Annotated in this window: 14 protein-coding genes; 4 read left to right on the forward strand and 10 right to left on the reverse strand. The window is 61.7% G+C overall.

Translation table 11 applies throughout. From position 1 onward, the window contains the following. Nucleotides 1-162 precede the first annotated feature (162 nt). Nucleotides 163-918 carry a DUF2259 domain-containing protein gene (locus AC0NIE_RS01465; protein ID WP_473484539.1) on the reverse strand — a complete coding sequence of 252 codons (756 nt, stop codon included), beginning with the start codon at nucleotides 916-918 and terminating at the stop codon, nucleotides 163-165. 206 nt (nucleotides 919-1,124) lie between these two features. Here AC0NIE_RS01465 and AC0NIE_RS01470 point away from each other — a divergent pair, with 206 nt between their 5' ends. Both AC0NIE_RS01470 and AC0NIE_RS01475 read left to right on the forward strand, forming a co-directional pair. Continuing rightward, nucleotides 1,125-3,032: a propionyl-CoA synthetase gene (locus tag AC0NIE_RS01470; RefSeq protein ID WP_473484173.1), complete on the forward strand. Its 1,908-nt coding sequence runs from the start codon at nucleotides 1,125-1,127 to the stop codon at nucleotides 3,030-3,032. 133 nt (nucleotides 3,033-3,165) lie between these two features. Then, complete coding sequence (locus tag AC0NIE_RS01475) at nucleotides 3,166-4,248, forward strand: acyltransferase family protein (protein WP_473484175.1); 1,083 nt, start codon at nucleotides 3,166-3,168, stop codon at nucleotides 4,246-4,248. A 377-nt stretch (nucleotides 4,249-4,625) separates the two neighbouring features. On the opposite strand, the gene AC0NIE_RS01480 is transcribed toward AC0NIE_RS01475, so the two are convergent. From AC0NIE_RS01480 to AC0NIE_RS01505, 6 genes are all read right to left on the reverse strand, one after another. After that, nucleotides 4,626-7,007 (reverse strand): polysaccharide biosynthesis tyrosine autokinase, encoded by a 2,382-nt coding sequence (locus AC0NIE_RS01480; RefSeq protein WP_473484178.1) that lies wholly within the window; start codon nucleotides 7,005-7,007, stop codon nucleotides 4,626-4,628. A gap of 267 nt (nucleotides 7,008-7,274) precedes the next feature. Continuing rightward, entirely contained in the window at nucleotides 7,275-8,171 is an 897-nt protein-coding gene (locus AC0NIE_RS01485) for a UTP--glucose-1-phosphate uridylyltransferase (protein WP_473484181.1), read from the reverse strand. 56 nt (nucleotides 8,172-8,227) lie between these two features. Continuing rightward, nucleotides 8,228-9,196, reverse strand: coding sequence for a glycosyltransferase family 2 protein (locus AC0NIE_RS01490; protein ID WP_473484183.1), 969 nt, complete (start codon nucleotides 9,194-9,196; stop codon nucleotides 8,228-8,230). After that, a complete protein-coding gene (locus AC0NIE_RS01495) occupies nucleotides 9,186-10,136 on the reverse strand; it encodes a glycosyltransferase family 2 protein (protein ID WP_473484186.1) in 951 nt (316 codons plus the stop codon). Before AC0NIE_RS01495 ends, AC0NIE_RS01490 begins: the two co-directional genes overlap by 11 nt. Next, on the reverse strand, nucleotides 10,136-11,131 hold the full coding sequence (locus AC0NIE_RS01500) for a glycosyltransferase family 2 protein (RefSeq protein ID WP_473484189.1): 996 nt from the start codon (nucleotides 11,129-11,131) through the stop codon (nucleotides 10,136-10,138). The genes AC0NIE_RS01495 and AC0NIE_RS01500 overlap by 1 nt, the downstream gene beginning before the upstream one ends. Nucleotides 11,132-11,156: 25 nt before the next feature. Beyond that, nucleotides 11,157-12,329: a glycosyltransferase family protein gene (locus tag AC0NIE_RS01505; protein ID WP_473484191.1), complete on the reverse strand. Its 1,173-nt coding sequence runs from the start codon at nucleotides 12,327-12,329 to the stop codon at nucleotides 11,157-11,159. Nucleotides 12,330-12,518: 189 nt separating this feature from the next. Between AC0NIE_RS01505 and AC0NIE_RS01510 the strand changes: the two genes are divergently transcribed. Next, nucleotides 12,519-14,015, forward strand: coding sequence for a lipopolysaccharide biosynthesis protein (locus tag AC0NIE_RS01510; RefSeq protein WP_473484193.1), 1,497 nt, complete (start codon nucleotides 12,519-12,521; stop codon nucleotides 14,013-14,015). A 38-nt stretch (nucleotides 14,016-14,053) separates the two neighbouring features. Continuing rightward, nucleotides 14,054-15,076, forward strand: coding sequence for a phosphoribosyltransferase family protein (locus AC0NIE_RS01515; protein ID WP_473484196.1), 1,023 nt, complete (start codon nucleotides 14,054-14,056; stop codon nucleotides 15,074-15,076). 100 nt (nucleotides 15,077-15,176) lie between these two features. On the opposite strand, the gene AC0NIE_RS01520 is transcribed toward AC0NIE_RS01515, so the two are convergent. The 3 genes from AC0NIE_RS01520 to AC0NIE_RS01530 all read right to left on the reverse strand — a co-directional run bounded on the left by AC0NIE_RS01520 (nucleotide 15,177) and on the right by AC0NIE_RS01530 (nucleotide 18,242). Then, the gene (locus tag AC0NIE_RS01520; protein WP_258120737.1) at nucleotides 15,177-16,256 is read right to left on the reverse strand and encodes a glycosyltransferase; all 1,080 of its coding nucleotides are present in this window, start codon (nucleotides 16,254-16,256) and stop codon (nucleotides 15,177-15,179) included. A gap of 79 nt (nucleotides 16,257-16,335) precedes the next feature. Beyond that, complete coding sequence (locus AC0NIE_RS01525) at nucleotides 16,336-16,785, reverse strand: hypothetical protein (RefSeq protein WP_123146383.1); 450 nt, start codon at nucleotides 16,783-16,785, stop codon at nucleotides 16,336-16,338. Further along, on the reverse strand, nucleotides 16,782-18,242 hold the full coding sequence (locus tag AC0NIE_RS01530; RefSeq protein WP_473484199.1) for a GMC oxidoreductase: 1,461 nt from the start codon (nucleotides 18,240-18,242) through the stop codon (nucleotides 16,782-16,784). The genes AC0NIE_RS01525 and AC0NIE_RS01530 overlap by 4 nt, the downstream gene beginning before the upstream one ends. Nucleotides 18,243-18,328 lie beyond the last annotated feature (86 nt).

The following is an 18,328-nucleotide window of genomic DNA, read 5'->3' on the forward strand; positions in this document are numbered from 1 at the left end:
TTTTTGGAGGCAGAACATGCGTTACAATTGGGATCGGGCGCCGACCGGTTTCGAACGTCACAGAAAGGCGCTGGTCGCTGCCTTGCTGATCGCCGGCGGTGTCGGCCTCATGCTCGCGGCGCTGCCGCTTTAGAACCGCATTTGAGCGCAAGCAGGCGCTTTTCAACGCACCTGGCCGGTCACTGCGACAAAGCGGCGGTCCCGTCCTTCAAATCCCTGACTGAAGCGTTGCACGAGCACGGCAAGCACAGCCGGTTTGCCGTCCGGGGTGAATGCATAGGATTCCGACAGGCTGTAGGAAGTCGGACAATGCCTCGAGCCGGGCACGGCCTTGTCCTGATGCAGCAGTTTGAACGGCTTGCCATCCTGTCCCTGCAGCGTCAGGCGGAAACCGAACGCCTTGCCGGTCGCGGCGCCTTGCTGCGTCTCGTCGAAGCTTGACGAGCAATCCGTCGTGCTGTCGGCCAGGATCTGGTCGAGCTGGATGCTAGAGATGCCAAGCACGTCATAGCTCGGCGAAAGCGATTTCTGCGAAACCTGCTCGAGGCGCGCAATGTCTTGGTAAGCGACCATGTCGTCGGGAAAGGTGAACCTGTCCACAGCCGTCCGCTCGCCGCGCGGCGCGATGGCATATCGGGCGAGGATCGGCGCCGCCTGCGCGGCAGCCTGTGCCCTCGCCTGATCGAGAGTGAGCGTCGCCTCCTCGGTTTCGTCGATGATGCGGATCGGCTTACCGCCGACGAATTCATCGGTGCGCGTGTCGATGATGTCGATCTCCGACCAGCCCGAATCCGAAGCGCCGGCATCGAGCGTGCCGTATTGTTCGAAGGCGAAGTAGCTACCGTCCGGCGAAAAGCCGATAATGCGCCGTGCCGCCGCATCGCCGGCCTGAGCGGCGGAAGCGACCACCAACAGCATCGCCGCCAAAACGGCAGATCCAACCTTGCACCGCAACTTCATTGCGACTTGCCCCCAATTATGAACCAGACTGCAATTATGACCCGAGACCATCATGCCGGGTATTTGCGACCAAGGCGAGAACGCCAAACGACGAAATTGCACATGCTTGCAAAAACAGCATACGCTATTTCAAAGGCAGCAAACATTCCTGGGGAGTAAGCCGGATGGCGTCACGCTACCACGAGGTCTATGACGGCTGGAAACGCGACCCGGAAAAATTCTGGGCGGATGCGGCCAAAGCCATCGACTGGTTCTCACCGTTCGACACGGTCTTCGATCCGAATGCCGGCGTCTATGGGCGCTGGTTTGGCGGCGCCTCCTGCAACACCTGCTTCAACGCCGTCGACCGCCATGTGGCGGGTGGCCGCGCCGATCAGACCGCGCTGATCCATGACAGCGCGATTTCAGGCACGATCAGGAAATTCACCTATACCGAACTGAAACGCGAGGTGATCGCGCTGACGTCGGTGCTGAAGAACCGCGGCGTCCAAAAAGGCGATCGAGTCATCATCTACATGCCGATGGTGCCGGAAGCGGCCTTCGCCATGCTTGCCTGCGCCCGGATCGGCGCCGTGCATTCGGTCGTTTTCGGCGGCTTTGCCTCGCACGAGCTCGCCACGCGCATCGACGACGCCAGGCCGAAGCTGATCATTTCCGCCTCTTGCGGTCTGGAGCCGGGGCGCGTCGTTGCCTACAAGCCGCTGCTCGACACGGCGATCGAGATGTCGCGGCATAAGCCCGAGGCCTGCCTCATCCTGCAGCGCGACCAACTGCGCTGCGAGCTCAGGGAAAACCATGACATCGACTATGCCGACGCCGTCGCCCGCGAGCGGGCCGCGGGCGCCAATGTCGACTGCGCTCCGGTGCTCGCCACTGATCCGCTCTACATCATCTACACGTCCGGAACGACCGGCCAGCCCAAGGGCATCGTGCGCGACAATGGCGGCCACATGGTTGCGCTGAAATGGTCGATGGAGAACGAGTTCGGCGTCAAGCCGGGCGAGGTGTTCTGGGCGGCTTCCGACGTCGGCTGGGTGGTCGGCCATTCCTACATCGTCTACGGCCCGCTGCTGCATGGCTGCACAACCGTCCTGTTCGAGGGCAAGCCGGTCGGCACGCCGGACGCCGGCACCTACTGGCGGGTGATCGCCGAGCATGGAGTCGTCGCGCTGTTCACCGCGCCGACCGCCTTCCGCGCCATCAAGGGACAGGACCCCAAGGGCGAATTCGTTCCGAAATACGACCTGTCGAAGTTCCGCACGCTGTTCCTCGCCGGCGAGCGCGCCGATCCGGAAACCATCAAATGGGCGGAGCAGAAACTGAACGTGCCGGTGATCGACCATTGGTGGCAGACCGAGACCGGCTCGCCGATGACGATCAACCCAGCCGGATTGGGCCTGCTGCCGATGAAATATGGCTCGCCCGGCGTGCCGATGCCCGGCTACGACATTCGCGTGCTCGACGATGCCGGGCACGAAGTCCCGCGCGGCACGTTGGGCAATGTCGTCGTCAAGCTGCCGCTGCCGGCCGGCTGCCTGCCGACGCTGTGGAATGCCGATGACCGGTTTCGCCAAGCCTATCTCGACGAATTCCCCGGCTTCTACAAAACGGCGGATGCCGGCATGATGGACGAGGACGGTTATTTGTTCGTCATGGCCCGGACCGACGACATCATCAATGTCGCCGGCCACCGGCTGTCGACCGGCGCCATGGAGGAGGTGCTGGCCGCGCATCCCGACGTTGCCGAATGCGCCGTCATCGGCATCGCCGATGCGATGAAGGGCCAGGTTCCGCTCGGCTTCGTGGTGCTGAATGCGGGTGTCGCGCGTGACAGCGGCGCCATCGAGGCCGAGGTGGTCACCCTGGTGCGCGAGCGGATCGGCCCGGTCGCCGCCCTCAAGACGGTGGTGACGATCAAGCGCCTGCCAAAGACGCGCTCCGGCAAAATCCTGCGCGGCACCATGCAGAAGATTGCCGACAAGGAAGGATGGACGATGCCGGCGACCATCGACGACCCGGCCATTCTCGACGAGATCACTGCGGCGCTCAAAGGGCGCGGCATCGGGCTTTAGTTGCTTTCGGAGCGCGGCAGGCGGATCGCGGCGTGGGACGAATTCACGAATTCATCCTGCACTGCAATCGTCTGTTGTGCAATGCAGCAATAGCCCTTAAACTTTGCGTGGGGGGCCATTCCGAAGGCACGGCATGGCTCAGCAAAAAACCACATTCGGCGGCATCGACATCCTGCGTTTTCTCGCCGCCGTCCTCGTGATGTTCTACCACTACGGCTTCTGGGTGTGGGCGTTCCCGGAGGGCGTTTCGGCGCGCGCGACGGGCGGCATCCCGACCCATCCGGAAATAGGCGGGCTGGTCCAATTCGGATGGGTCGGCGTCCAGATATTCTTCGTCATCAGCGGCTTCGTCATCGCCTTCAGCGCCGAGCATTCGACACCGCTGCGGTTTTTCGAGGCAAGGGTGAAACGATTGGCGCCGGCCGTCTGGATCTGCGCGCCAGTCACCGTGATGGTGCTGCTTTTCGTCGATCTCAGTTGGCCGACGGACGCTGTCACCAGGCTCTTGCGCACCGCCTTGTTCGTTCCGTTCAACCCCTGGGTCGACAGCGTCTACTGGACGCTCGGCATCGAGATCGCCTTTTATGCCGTCGTCTGGATCCTGCTGCGGCTCGGCCGCTTCGATCTGATGGAAGCGGTGGCAGTTGCGCTCGGCGCGATCAGCACGCTTTTTTGGTGCCTGTATTATCCATTCGACTGGTCGGACCTTGCCGAGGCGCGCTGGCTCGACCTGCTCCTGGTGCATCACGGATGTTTTTTCGCGACAGGTGTGCTGCTCTGGCTGATGCGTTTCAAGGCAGTGACGCCCGCCCGCCTTGTTTTCTGCGCCTTGTTCGTGGCCGGCGGCGTGCTGCAGATCGTCAGTGCTGTCGACGTCCGCAGCATCAAGGTCGAAGCCGCGATGCCCTACGCGCCGCCGATCGTCCTGTTTCTCGCTGCCATGGCGCTGATGGCGTGGTCGTTACGGCTCGACCTGTCCTGGCGCGGCTGGCGTCGGATCGGGCTGATGACCTACCCTCTCTATCTGATCCATAATGTCGTCGGCGCGGCTATTCTCGGGGCCTTGATGCGCGCGGGAGTGCCATACCTGCTTTCGGTGGTCATCGTCGGCGCGACCATGATCGCCGCGAGCTGGCTGATTGCGATCGAGGCCGAACCGCGAATCCGGCTTCTGCTCGACCACACCATCTTCCGCTATCGGCTCAAGGCCGCGTAACCGCGCCGGCGTGTCACGCCGGTTCCTGGCTGCAAAGTCCTGCTGTGAACGTGCGGCGCGAAAATTGGTGTCCACGCTTTTGCGGCATGACGACGCGACTTCCCAAGCGAGAATTATTTTCTATCGTGGATCATCTTCTGCAGTGGTGAGCCCTTTTTCCAACCGTGTCGACCCGGCGCGGTTCGGCGACCTCTCGGGTCAAGCGAGGAGATCGACCAGCACCAGAAGCGACATTCCCGCCGACCAAGTCAGCTTCATGCGCAAGGCTGCCGATCATGCTCTGTTCGAGGGCATTCATGCGCCAGCATCAGGCTCGGTATCGGTCTCGCCGCGCAGGACGACGACGCCGTGCTCAACATTCGTTCTTGTATACCGCCTCAGGTGTTTGCCTTCGTCCGCGCTTCCGATTTTTCCAGATAGTAGCTCGAATATCTGTCGAAGAATTTTTCCGAGGCGCCGATCGATCCATACTTCGCCAGCTTCTTCAAATCGACTTTGTTCAAGACGACGCCGACGATCTTGTTGGCGATATAGGATTCCGAGCTCAGTATGGATTGCACCATCGCACGCGGCGTGCGCCCCCACTCGGTCACGAGCACGAAGCCGTCGGCAAGCGGGGCAAAGGCCTTGGCATCGACCACCGGTCCGAGCGGCGGCAGGTCGACGATGATGTATTCGAAGGTTTCCTTGGCGTTGTCGATGAAACGCCGCATTCCGGCCGACGACAGAAGCTCGCTAGTGTGCGAGAAATGACCGCGCGGGACGGCCGGGACGATCGCCAGCTTCGTCTGCCGGTCGATCTTGCCGACGGACTGCCAGGTCTGCCCACTCACCACCGCTTCCATAAGGCCTTGCTCGGCCTCCATGCCAAGGCTGCGACTGAGGCCGGGGTTGCGCAGGTCGCCGTCCACCAGCAGGGTTTTCGACCCGTTGGCGGCAAGCAATCCGGCCAGATTCGCCGCCACGGTCGACTTGCCCTCGCCGGGAAGGACCGAGACTACGCCAATGACCCGGCTGCCTTGCCCTTCCATCACGACGTCGAAGGCAATCTTGGCGCTGCGGAGCGTTTCGGAAAACATCGATGCTGGAGCGTCGATGCTCACCCGCATGCGCGCGCGCCTTTCAGCGATCGACGGTGAGTGAGCGGTTTTGAGGTCCGCCTGACCGTCATCGCGCCTGTCATCCTTGACGACCTTGCTGCCGATGATCGGCAGGTAGCCGAGGAATTTGAGGCCGACGCGATCGCGAACGTCTTCGCCGGTCCTGAAGAACCGTTCCCTGAATTCATTCAGGCCGCCAACCCCGGCTCCCATCATCATGCCAAGAACAAGCGAAAGTCCCAGCACTATGGACATGCGCGGGGTTGCCGCGGACTTCGGCAGCGTCGCGTCGGAGATGACGCGGATCTTGCCGACCGGGAAGGATTGCTGCTGGGACGCTTCCTCGTAGCGGCCAAGGAACGTCTGATAGAGCGTCGACAGCGCGGTTGCCTTCTGCTCCAATTCGCGCAGCTTGACCTTCGACTGGTTGTCGATGGAACTCTTGCCAGCCGCTAGCGCGACATTTGCGCGGAGCGCCGTCTCGCGTGCGAGAGCGACTTCGTATTCGTTGCGGTAGCTTTCGGTCAATTGCTTCAGCTCGCCGAAAATCTGCGCCGAAATGTCGGCCTTTTCCTTGGCAAGTGCGACCGCCTGGGGATGCTCAGCCCCGAAATTGGCTTCGATATCCTGCTGCCGCTTGGCGACAGTGAGATAGCGGGTCTTGAGCGTTGAAATGACCGAGTTGCTCGGCTGGTCGGCGGATATGGCGGCGTCCCTGAATGCGTTGTCCGAACCGCTTTCGACGATCGACTTGTATTGCTGGTAACGGGCGCTGGCGCGGGCGGTATCGGCCTGCGCCTCAATGAGCTGGCCATTGAGGTCCGACAGTTGCTTGTCACTGATCAACTGGCCGTCATCGACGGCCAGCCCATGTTCGGCCCTGAACTTCTCGACGGCGAGCGCCGCTGCCTGGGAACTTTCGCGAAGCTCCGTCAGCCGGCCTTGCAGCCAGACCGCCGCCCGCTCGGTCGCATCGAAGCTCGCATCGAGCTGATCCGCGAGATAGGCGTCGGCATAGGCTTTGGTGACCGCGGTCGCAAGAGCGGGGTCCGTCGCCTGGTAGGCGATGGAGATCACATAGCTTCGACCGATGCGCTCGGCTTGCACCTCGTTTTGCAGTTTGAGGATAGCGTAATCGCGGCGTGACGACGCAATCATCGCGTCACGCGTCGCCGGATCAAGCTGAGTAACGTCGGTAGTACCCACGGCGGGACTGGGACGGAAATACCGGACCACGCCGCGCACAAAATCGGCAGCTTTCGACACGGCCGACGTCGGAGGGTCCATGAAAGCGTCGTTCTGATCGAGCTTCTGCTTGTCGACGACCACCGCCGCCAGCCTCGCCGAGTGGAGAATTTCAATCTGGCTCAAAATGGCGGAGTCGGTCTGCATGCTCACCGACGCCGCCGAGACCTCATCAACGACCTTGTTCAAGCCTTCGTCGATCAGCACGCGGCTCATTGCCATATAGGTGGGAGGCGTGGTCTGCAAATAGAGCACGCCCAGAAAAAGTCCGATGGCGGCGCATGCCGCAACAACCTTTGCCTGCCTTGCTGCCATGCCGAGCAAGCGCTCGACATCGATAAAGTCTTCGGCGCTGACTGCGTCCGAACTCGGCAATGGCTTCCTCTTGTCGAGAGGAAAATTGGCATAATTCATCTTCGGTCCAATTCTAGTTTGTACCTAGAGCGGCGGTCTCTCAAGTCGAACTGTGCCGCCGCTCTATTTTTGTCGAACATCGGATTTTCCCAAAACCGGTCTCCACTTTGGGTCCGATGCTCAAGTTGCAGACGCTAGAGCAAAATCGAGAGCATCAGCATATCTACGATGCAAGCTTCATGCCAGACACCGCGAGACCTGGGCAGCAAAACATACCGGCGTGTCTTGCGTCATCATCCATTTGCTAATGCTCCCAAATAATGGGCTTTATGCGGCTTCCACCCGGCGCTCATGCGACCGGACGAACTCCTGAAGCATCTCGAAGATCGACCCCTTCATGTCGTCACGCGCCAGCGCGAATGCGACATTGGCCTGGATGAACCCCTCCTTCGAGCCGCAGTCGAACATTCGACCGTTGAAGGGCTGGGCGAAGAAAGCCTGGCTCTGCGCAAGGCGGACCATGGCGTCGGTCAGCTGAATCTCGTTGCCGGCGCCGCGCTGCTGATTGCCGAGCAGCGCGAAGATCTCGGGCTGCAGGATGTAGCGGCCGTTGATGTAGTAGTTCGACGGCGCATTGGCCGGAGCCGGCTTTTCGACCATGGCGGTGACCTCGAAACCCGAGCCGACATCCGCGCCGCAGCCGACAATGCCATATTTGCTGGTCTCGGTCGGATCACAGCGCTCGACAGCGATAACGTTTCCACCGGTCTGCGCATAGAGGTCGGCAATTTCGGCGAGACATCCGCGCCCGCCGAAGGACACCATGTCCGGCAACAGCAACGCAAAAGGCTCATCGCCGATGACCTCCCGGGCGCACCATACCGCATGGCCGAGACCTTGCGGCGACTGCTGCCGGATGAAGCTCGTCGCGCCAGCCACGGGAAGCAGGCTTTCGAGCGCCTGAAGCTGAGCCGTCTTGCCGGTCTGCTCCAAGGTCCCGACCAGTTCGGGATGCAGATCGAAATAATCCTCAATGACCGCCTTGTTGCGGCCCGTCACGAAGACAATGTGCTCGATGCCGGCTTCGAACGCCTCGTCCACCGCGTATTGCACGACAGGCCTGTCGACGACCGGCAGCATTTCCTTCGGCATCGATTTGGTCGCCGGCAGGAATCGCGTTCCAAGCCCCGCTACCGGTATGACTGCCTTCCTGACTTTCTTCATTGCATATTCCTTCTGAGGAGATCACTTCAACCTGTCGCAGGCCGCCAAACTGTTTTTCAGCTGCCTGCACCCTTCACCTCCCCCGCACCCGCGGCAAATTGCGCCGCCACCCTTCGCAGCCGAACGGCGATCGGCATTCCCATATGCCGAACCGCCGCCGGATCGCTGAGCACCGTCCACACCGCCTTGAGGGGGGATCGGGCCTTGATGTGCTGGACCAACGAAAGGAAAGACGCCGCCTTGCGCAGGCTGCGCGTGCGCCTCGCGAAAGCGGCCTCGGCGGCTGCGTCCATCGAATGGGTCCTGGCGAAAACGAGGTCGGCCTTGCGCATCGCCTCGACGTGATGAAGTTCAAGCACGCGGGAAATGGAGCCGGTCCGGATGTGGTAGACATAGCCGGTCGTCGGCTCGACCACGCATTTGCCGCCCTTGGCCAGAGCACTGGCCAGCAGGATGTAATCTTCTCCGATGATCAGGCCTTCGTCATAGCGAAGCCCGTTTTCGCTCAGGAAGCGTCGCTGGAAAATCGGTTTGAGATAGCCGAGATTGAACCTGGATTCGAAGACCACGTTGCCGGCGATATAGTCCGCCAGCGAGATTTCACCGAGCCCCTCCAGGTAGTCGGCCGGGAACATCGTCTCTTCGGCAACGCCGTCCTCGCGAACGACCTGGAGATTGTCGACCGCGATCTCGGCGCCCGCTTTCTCCGCACGGTCAATCATGGTGCAGACTCGCCCGGGATAGACCGCGTCATCGGAATCGAGGACCGCGACCCACCTGCCGCGGGCAAGCTCAAGGCCGGCATTCCTGGCGCCGCCGGGACCACGGTTTTGCTCAAGTGCGACAACGCGTACGATGTCTTGGGGGTAGGATCGCGCCAGAGCGAGCGTCCGGTCGCGCGACTGGTCGTCGACGACGATGATTTCGACGCTGACATCGCGCTGGGCGATGGCGCTGGCGATCGCCCGCTCGATGGTCAGTTCCGCATTGTAGGCGGCAATGACAAAGGTGACGTCAGGCTGCATGCTTGCCCCCTTCCTGCGGCGAGGGCAGGCCGTACTGGCGGATTTCACGCACACCGACGAGACCGCTCACGACGCCGACATGCATGACGCCGCGCAGCACGCTGCGGTTCCTGCGCACGGGATTGATGGCGACCGGGATTGCCGATGCGAAACAAAAGACGGCCTTTGCCGAGGCAAGACCAACTTGCCTCACCAGCGCGAGCCCATTCGCGTCGCGCCCCAGAAGGTGCCCATGCGTTTGCCCGGCGCGGAACCGGCGGCGGCGGAGCCAGTCGAATGCGGCCCTGGCGCGCGGCACCACTTCATCGACCCAGGCCTGCGGCGAAAAGGCGATGCGGCCGCCTTCCTTGACCATATGATCGAAGAATTCGGTGTCCTCGCCGCCGGTCTGGCCACGCGCCAGGCTGAACCGTCGGCCGCGGAGGCAGTCGGCGCCCATCCTGAGCAGGACGTTGCAGGTGTAGCCGGTACGGATCTCGCCGCGCACCCAGACGGGCAGGGTCGAGTGGAAATCGCCGCGGCGCATCCAGTCGGGCGCGTCCGGCCGATAGCGCGCCCGCACCGGCCCGAGCACTGCGGCGGCGCCACTCACCTCCGCCGTCGCCACCAGTTCGGCGAGCCATCTGGACGATGCCGTTTCGTCGTCGTCGAGGAAGGCGACGAAATCCGACGTGCTGGCGTCGAGGCAGGTGTTGCGGGCGATCGAGATGTTGCGCGCCGGGCAATGATGGTAGCTGATCGGCAACTTCAACGTCTCCGCCAACGTCGCCACCAGCAGCTCTGCCGTCGGGCCGTCATCATTATCGGCCACGATGACGCGGATGTCGTATCCCGAAGGCACGTCAAGGGCGGCTATCGAGCGAAGCGTGTCAGCAAGCTCCGGCCGCCGAAAGGTGCAGACGCAGATGTCAATGCTGCGGTTTTTTTCGGCCACACCCATCACGCCACTCTACGCTGTGATCGGGGTCCAAGCAGTTGCAGCCAGAAGCCGACGGACCAGCCGAAATGCATGACCATCGCCGAAATCCCGGCAAGCGCACTGTCCGGAGTGCGCTGGCTGATCGCGGTCCACGCGCCATAGCCGAGGCAGACCGACGCCCACACCAGCAGCGGCGTGATTGCCAGCCAATGCACGAAGGAAAAAGCAGCGAGAAGGACGACTGGGAACACCAGAAGCGGTACCATCTGCCGGACCTTCGGTATCATGCGGTGCTTGAGAATGTTCTTTGCCCGGCCGCGGCCATAGCCGAGATACTGGAAATAGAGGTCGGCGAGCGACGAGCGCGGGTAATAGATCATTTGCGTCTTGCCGCTCATCCAGATCCGGTAACCGGCCTTGCGCAGCCGGTAGTCGAGTTCCGCATCCTCGTTGTGGCTGAACGTCTCGTCATAGCCGCCCACCGCCTTGAAGGCCGATATTCGCATCAGCGCATGGTGGCCGTGATCGACCCACTCTCCCACTGAGAGATGCCGGTGCTTGGAGCCGCCAGTGCCGAGCTTGGAATTCTGTGCAGCCGCCACCGCTTTCTGCACCATACCGCTGCCGCTGGTCAGCATGGAGACGACGACCGAATCCGCGCCGGTGATCCGCGCCTCCTCGACCAGCCGATCGCAATAATCCGGGGAATAGCCGCCATGCGCGTCGATGCGAATGACATATTCAGCCCCTTCGCCATAACTGGCCACGGCGAGATTGATCGCCGCACTCTGGAGGCGCTTTTCGTTGTGAAGAAGGATGATCCGCGGATCCTTGCCGGCGATCTCCTCGACGATCGCCCTTGTGCCGTCCCTGCTGCCGCCATCGGCAACGATGATCCGGGCACCGAGCCTCTCGGCCGCCGGGCGAAGCTCGTGAACAAGCGCGCCGATGTGAGACGCTTCGTTCAGGCACGGAATCACGATGAGGCCGGACGGAAGAATTTTGGTCTGCATCATTGGCCCATGTCCATCCAACGCCATCCTAAGCCAGTGCCTTGGCAGCATATGAATCGGGCACGGCCGTCAACCTGCGAAGCTTCTCGACGAGCGCCCGGCAATCGCTGCGGTCGTGGCTCCAGGTTCGCGGATTGCGGGCAAGAACACGCGCCCGCAATTTCCCGAAACGATGCTCCTCCAGTTCGCCCAGGGCGGCTTCGAGTGCCTCGGGAGTGGCTTGAGGCAAAAGAACGCCGATCCCCTGCCGGTCGAGGAACCGGCCAGTTTCGGTGTTGCCCATCGAGATCGGCACGGCGCCGAAGCGGCAGCCCTCGTAGAGGCGGTTGGGCAGCAGCCATTCGGAATTCAGCCCCTGCTCGAAAAAATCGATGGCCCAGGAAAAATGGACCTCACGGTAGATCGTAGCCATATCCTCGGGATTCCGATAGGGCCCGCCGAACGAGAGCCAGGGCTCGGATTCAACGAAACCGTGAAAATCCGGAAATTCGGAAAGCGCCGGACGGCCTCTGAGGATGATTTCGAAGCGGCCCTCGAGCCGTCGGGAAAATTCGGCCAGAAGCTCTAGGGAGCGGCGGCATCGGAGTGCGCCGAACCAGCCGATCCGCCAAGGCGGAGGGGTGGGGGCCTCCACCGCTGTGCGATCATCCAGCGAAACCGCGGCAATCTCGAAATATTTGTTTTCGAGCAGTTCGACCGGCGCAGCAATCTGCCCGAATGGCTTGAAATAATTGGCGATGAAGGCCGGCGAACTGGTGACCAGCAGCTTTACATCCCTGGCCAGATAGCGTTCCGCGCCGCGCATGGCCCTGCCCAGAAAGTCGTCGCGAAGCATCAGACGATGGATGTCGAGACACTCATAGACGATCGGCACCGTTGCCTGGAACGCCGATCTGGCACGCCGGGCAAGCGCCAGCATTTCCAGATTGCGTGCGACGATGAGGTCGGGTCTTGGCATCGAACCTAGTTTCGAACCGATCGAGACCGCCGCCTTTGTGACTGCTGCCAGACGCTGGGCGAATCGGCCGTCGCGCGTCGCGCCAAGATCGATCGGCCGCAAGCCCTCGACATCCGCGATCGGGCTTACAGTCCGACGGAAGCCCGCCAGCGTGACCTGGGCGCCGCCTGCCTTGAGCATTATGATCCGCCGGCGCACTGCCGGATCGGAGACGTCGTGTACCAAGTACAAGACATGCAGCATGAAAACTCGACCGCTGTTGGCCCGCCCGGAAAAACCCTAGTACAGCTTTTGCTGCATCGCAACATTTTTGGTGCAGCGGGGCAGGAATCCATGTTTTTTGTTGCACTGCAAAATTAATGCCGTAGTTTGATGGTGGCATCGGCCATGGGTCGGATATTGGGACCGGCACAAAAATCAGGGATCCTGAATTTGCAAGCCAATGCATTCGATCCGCCAGAGGGCTCTCTCCGAAGATCGGTCGGACGCGGCGCTATCGTCACGGCTTTGTCGCAATCGGTGCGGGTCGCGACGCAGGTCGCCTCCGTCATCGTGCTGTCGCGCCTGCTGTCGCCGCACGACTTCGGTGTGGTGGCAATGTGTGCGCCGGTGCTTGCCTTCATCGCGCTGTTCCAGGACTTTGGCCTAACCCAGGCGACGATCCAGAAAAGCGGAATCAAGCATGAAGAGATCAATTACCTTTTCTGGATCAATGTCGCGGTCAGCGTGTTACTCGCTTGCGTGCTCGTCGGCGCGGCGCCTCTGGTCGCCGCCTTCTACGGCGAGCCGCGGGTGGCAGATCTGGTGGCCGCGCTCGGGCTGCAGATCATAGCCTATGGGCTCGGCGCCCAGCATCTGGCGCTGCTGACACGCCGCATGCAGTTCGCCCGCCTGGCCATCATCGACGTCGCAAGTGCCATCGCCGGCCTCGTCGTGTCGATCGCCTGGACTTTCATCGACCGTTCCTACTGGGCGCTTTTTGCTGGCACGCTGACAGCAGCCGTGCTGCCCACGACTTGCTTCTGGGCAAGCTCGCGATGGCGCCCCAGCCTGCCGCGCAAGGTTGGCGGCATCAGCGAGCTGATCAATTTCGGCGCCGGCATCACCGGATTCAACTTCGCCAACTTCTTTGCCCGAAATCTCGACAATGTGCTGATCGGAAAATACTGGGGCGAAGCGCAGCTTGGGCTCTATGACCGCGCCTACAAGCTGCTTCTGTTTCCGCTGAGCCAGATCACCAACCCGCTGTCGAAGGTCATGGTGCCGGCTCTTTCCAGGCTGAAGGACGAGCCGGACCGCTACCGCAGCGCCTATCTTCGCGTCATGCCGCTGATCTTGCTGGTTGCACTTCCAGGTGTCGCCTTCGCCACCGCCATGGCCGACGTGCTGATACCGTTCGTGCTCGGCGAGCAGTGGCGGCAGAGTTCCAGCATCTTCCTGGCGCTCGGTTTTGCCGGGCTGCTGCAGCCGCTCAACAACCCGGCGGGATGGCTTTTCATCAGCCAGGGCCGCTCGGGCGATTTTATGCGCTGGGGCATCATAACAGCCTTGACCTCGGTGCTGGCCTTCATCGTCGGCCTGCCCTATGGCGCGCTGGGCGTGGCGATCGCCTATGCAGTCAGCGAGTATCTCAGAACGCCTTTCCTGTGGCTCTATATCGGCAAGACCGGGCCGCTGCGGGCAAGCCATATTCTTCGCGCGGCAACGCCCTTCGTGCTTGGTGCACATCTGGCGCTTGCCGCTATCTGGTTCGCCAAGCCGCTGCTGCCGCAACAGCACATCCTCGCCATGGCAAGCGCGGTGGTGCTATCCTACATAATCACCATCGTGGTCGCCCTAGCGTTTGCTTCCGGCCGCGAGGCGTTTCGGGAGGCACTGAAGCTCCTGCCGGCACGGGCGCCCACGGCGGCACCAAGCGAGGCGAAGTAACTTGCACGGACATCCATACGAGGACCAGGCCTGATCCCATGCACTACCGATCGATCTCCGACATGAACGATGCCATTGTCAGGAACCTTCACCGGTTGCCGCGCGATATCGACCTGGTGGTCGGTGTTCCCCGAAGCGGCATTCTCGCCGCCACGCTGCTCAGCCTGACGGTGAACATCCCTATGACCGATCTAGACAGTTTCCTTGCCGGAAAGATCTATACTTCGGGGGTCACCAAACGCCGGGCCGCGCTCGACCGGCAGGCTTCCGACATGCGCAAGGTTCTGGTGATCGACGACAGCGTCAGCGGCGGCGCCGCCATGCGCGAGGCACGCAGCCGCGTAGAGGCCGCCGGCATCAAGGCGGATTTCACCTTTGCCGCTGTGTTCGGCCTGCTGCCACAGCACGAGGAAACCGACATCGTCTTGGAAGTCGTGCCGCATCCAAGGATGTTCCAGTGGAATTTCATGCACCACAAATTCCTCGCGCAATGCTGCGTCGACATCGACGGTGTGCTCTGCCTGGATCCGACCGAAGCAGAGAACGACGACGGCCCGGCCTATGAGAAATTTCTGAGCGAAGCACTGCCTCTCTTTGGCCCGACCCGCAAGATCGGCTGGCTCGTCACCAGCCGGCTCGAGAGATACCGCGCGCTTACCGAAGCATGGCTCGCAAAGCACGGCATCGAATACGACAAGCTGATCATGCTTGACCTGCCGAGCAAGGCGGAACGGCAACGGCTTGGCGTGCATGGCAGTTTCAAGGCCGATTTCTACCGCAAATCCGATGCCATCCTGTTCATCGAAAGCGAGCACCAGCAGGCGCTAAAAATCGCCAAGCTTTCCGGCAAACCGGTGCTGTGCGTGGAAACGCATGTGATAAATTATCCCGACACGTTGTCGCTTCCGGCACTTCGACAGACGGCACGCAACCTTCCGGACAGATTGCAGGAGATCAGTTCGCCCGACGGGCGCAAGACGGCGATCAAGACCGTCGCGCGCACGCTGCTTGGCGAACGCGGCTACGAGACGCTCAAGAGCCGGGTCAAACGACCGGCCTGAACCTGGTTTCGGGACTTAAAGCGCGTCACGCGACGCGCTTTAAGGTTTGTTTTATGCAGTCGTTGTCCCAAAACCGCTACGCACTTTTGGGCGACATGCATTAGGCGGCTTGCCGCGAAGGCTGTCGTGTCGCCCTCTCTAGCATCGAGAAGAAGGTCGCGAACTGACTCGCCGGATCGAGTTCCGGGCGCTCGGAGAATGCACGCGCCGCCGCGGAAAGCCGCCGATATTCCTGGCTGTCGGTCCACAGACGCCTGACCACTGCCACCCAGTCGGCGAGTGGGGCGTCGTAGTCCAGCACCACGCCACCGGAGCCGACCGCTTCGGGCAGGCCACCACGACGCGAGCCGACGACGGGAATGCCGCTGCAATGCGCTTCCGACGCCACTCGGCCCCAGGCCTCTTCCCATTTGCTGGGTGCGAGCAGGATTTTCGTGCGGCCATAGACCGTCTTCATATCGCTGGTCCGGCTCTCCAGCGTGACGTTGCCGAGCGGCGCGATCGTCTGCTCGATCCGGGCCCGATGATCGTCATCGAGCTTCCAGCTTTCGACGAACAGGAACGGGATTTCGGAGCAGGCGGCGGCGATGCGCACCGCAAGCTCGAAACCTTTTTCCTCATAGGGGTTGATCAGCGTGACAAACGCACCCGTCGTCGGCGTGCTGTAGAGTGCGGGATTGATGGTCGGCGGTATAACCGTCGAATCGATATCGAATTTTGCCTTGTAGGAGCGCGCCGTGAACTCGGAATTGGCGATGTAAAGCGCCGAATGCAGCTCGCGCAGATCGCCGCCCAATTCATGAAACTCGACATTCCTCAGATACACGACCAGCGGTACGCCTTCGGCCTGCAGCGCCTTGCCGATCGGAACCGACTTGTGGCACTGGACCACGGCGACGTCCGGCCTCAGCTTTTCGACGGCAAAACCCGCCGCCTCCCAGGGAAACCAAGCCCGCACGACCGGATAGCCCGGATAGCTGTCGATGACCGCTCGCTGCCTCAGAAGCTTCATCTTGGCGCGCGCCTTGTAGCCGAAGACGCCCTGGCCGAACAGCGCGGCGAGCACCGACGCCTCATGTCCGCGCTCGAGCAGCTGCTCGGCAAGATGATGAGTGCTGGACTGGACACCGCCGCTGAACTGGGGCGTGTAACCGTTGCCGCCTGCAAAAAGCACTTTCATGGTTTCGGCTCCTGTCGCATTCTCAAGTTTACGGACGATGACGGATCGCTTGTTTACGGATGGTGACTGCAACCCGCCTTCAGGCACCCTGCTGCATCTCTAAATTGGCGAACGGATTGGTGCATGGCTGCCATCCGGTGAATCGGATCGGGTCGGTTGGCGAACTGCGCCGGGCGTAGTCGGTCAGCATATGGAACTCGGCAATGACCCAGCGGTCGAAATGCCCCAGATCCTCTTTTTTCCGTTCGGGCAGCAACCGGCGGGCGGCGCCCAATTTCAGCGCCTCAAGCAGAGTGACCGCATCGCCCAGCTTTTCGTTTGGAAATATCCAGGGATTCCGCTTTTGGAACTCCAAAACGAACTGCTGCATATGCTCGATGCGCATGTTCAGCCTGCCGAAATATCTTTCGAGCGTGACGCGCACCAGGTCCTCATCCGAAAGCGAGGAAACGGCGGCGTAGGCGATGCCGGTCGAAGCAACTCCGCCAGCCATGATGGCCAGTGCCGCGCGTCGCGAAAGCTTGATCATCCGGCCATTTCCTTTCCCGCTATCCGGCTCGCCGCCCGCAAGGAGAGGGCTGCCGCGGTCAGGCTCGGGTTCGCACAGGAGCAGCTTGGATATGTGCTCGAGCCGACGACAACAAGGTTCCTGAGCCGATGGTGGATCATGTCGCGGTCGACAACCGAATCCGCCGGGCTCACGCCCATCCTCAACGTGCCCTGGACGTGCGACTCGGTCCGCCGGATGCCGCGATCGAAAATCTCTTCGACCGGCAGCGGAGCCAGAAGCGCCGGCAATTTCTCCTTTGCCCGCGCCATGCCCTTGACCGCGTAGTCGGATGCCCCATTGAAACTGACGAAGGCGTTTTCATCCTCGTCCAGGACCACGAGATTCTCCGGGTCGAGCAGGTCTTCGGTGACAATGATGAGGGGAAGCGTCTGACGGACACGTCCCTTTTCGGGGCGCATCCCGTGTTGCCAGCGGTTTTCGAAATAGACCAGCGCCGCCGCATGGTCTGATCTGTGAGGGCCGTCATAAAGGCCGAAATTCAAGCCGGTGGTGATGGTGCTTCCGTCGAAATTGTCGACACCGTCGAGATAGGCTTCGAAGTTCCATCCGTAGGATTCGTGCAGGCCGCGCCCGACGAATTCGCCCGATAGGCCCGACCGCAACATTATCGCCGGGCTCTGGATGGCATTGGCGCCCAGAATGAAAAGATCGCCCCTGACCGAATACTCCTTGCCCTCATGAACGAATGCGACCGAACGGACCGATCCGCCGACATGGTCGAGCCGGCGCACTTCAGCGCCAAGGCAGACCGAAACGTCGGGATGCTCGAAGACGTGCATCAGGCCGTTGTTGGCGGTGAACTTCGCGTCGACCGGGCATAACCCGCATCGCAAATTGGCGCAGCACGAAGACCGCTGCGCGGTCGGCACCCGCGCCCTGGCTGTCGGCACGACAAAATGCTGGTCCGGCTGCGCCGCTTTCATCATCCGGTCCGGCGTCGACATGCGATGCGGTGGTTGGGGAAACGGCCTGGAACGCGGCATCATCGCCGCCATGTCGGGGTCGCCTGAGATCGACATGACGTCCTCTGCATCGCAGTAGAACGGCTCGAGCTCGTCATAGCTGATCGGCCAGTCGTTGCCGACCCCGTAGAGGCTTTTCAGCCTGAAGTCGTTCGGATGAAAGCGCGGCGTCTGCGCGAACCAGCAATTCGTCCCGCCACCCAATCCGATGGTGTAGTTCCACGGCTTGTCGGAGTTGGTCTTGTAGGTGGTCTCGTCCTCGATGTCGGTGTTGACGTTCTGCTCGAGCTGCCATTCATGCGTGTTGTGCCGGCCCCATTCCAGAACCAGAATGCGCGCCTTTCGCTGCTTGGCGAACGCATGCAGGAAGAAGGCCGAACCGAAACCGGAACCGACAGCGACAAGATCAAAATGTTCGTTGGCGATCTGTTCCGGCCTGATGCCCAACACCATCAGATAAGACCCCTTGCTGACACGAGCGCGTTCATCGGCGCCCTCGTGATCGTCCTTGATGTCCGAGCCGGCCTTGTCACCGGCCT

It is taken from the genome of Mesorhizobium sp. WSM4842 (genome assembly GCF_055901575.1).

Bases quoted from the DNA above. Each gene is read 5' to 3' on its own strand.
- AC0NIE_RS01465 (WP_473484539.1), bottom strand. From the start codon at position 918: ATGCTGTTGGTGGTCGCTTCCGCCGCTCAGGCCGGCGATGCGGCGGCA.
- AC0NIE_RS01470 (WP_473484173.1), top strand. From the start codon at position 1,125: ATGGCGTCACGCTACCACGAGGTCTATGACGGCTGGAAACGCGACCCG.
- AC0NIE_RS01475 (WP_473484175.1), top strand. From the start codon at position 3,166: ATGGCTCAGCAAAAAACCACATTCGGCGGCATCGACATCCTGCGTTTT.
- AC0NIE_RS01480 (WP_473484178.1), bottom strand. From the start codon at position 7,007: ATGAATTATGCCAATTTTCCTCTCGACAAGAGGAAGCCATTGCCGAGT.
- AC0NIE_RS01485 (WP_473484181.1), bottom strand. From the start codon at position 8,171: ATGAAGAAAGTCAGGAAGGCAGTCATACCGGTAGCGGGGCTTGGAACG.
- AC0NIE_RS01490 (WP_473484183.1), bottom strand. From the start codon at position 9,196: ATGCAGCCTGACGTCACCTTTGTCATTGCCGCCTACAATGCGGAACTG.
- AC0NIE_RS01495 (WP_473484186.1), bottom strand. From the start codon at position 10,136: ATGGGTGTGGCCGAAAAAAACCGCAGCATTGACATCTGCGTCTGCACC.
- AC0NIE_RS01500 (WP_473484189.1), bottom strand. From the start codon at position 11,131: ATGATGCAGACCAAAATTCTTCCGTCCGGCCTCATCGTGATTCCGTGC.
- AC0NIE_RS01505 (WP_473484191.1), bottom strand. From the start codon at position 12,329: ATGCTGCATGTCTTGTACTTGGTACACGACGTCTCCGATCCGGCAGTG.
- AC0NIE_RS01515 (WP_473484196.1), top strand. From the start codon at position 14,054: ATGCACTACCGATCGATCTCCGACATGAACGATGCCATTGTCAGGAAC.
- AC0NIE_RS01520 (WP_258120737.1), bottom strand. From the start codon at position 16,256: ATGAAAGTGCTTTTTGCAGGCGGCAACGGTTACACGCCCCAGTTCAGC.
- AC0NIE_RS01525 (WP_123146383.1), bottom strand. From the start codon at position 16,785: ATGATCAAGCTTTCGCGACGCGCGGCACTGGCCATCATGGCTGGCGGA.
- AC0NIE_RS01530 (WP_473484199.1), bottom strand. From the start codon at position 18,242: ATGGTGTTGGGCATCAGGCCGGAACAGATCGCCAACGAACATTTTGAT.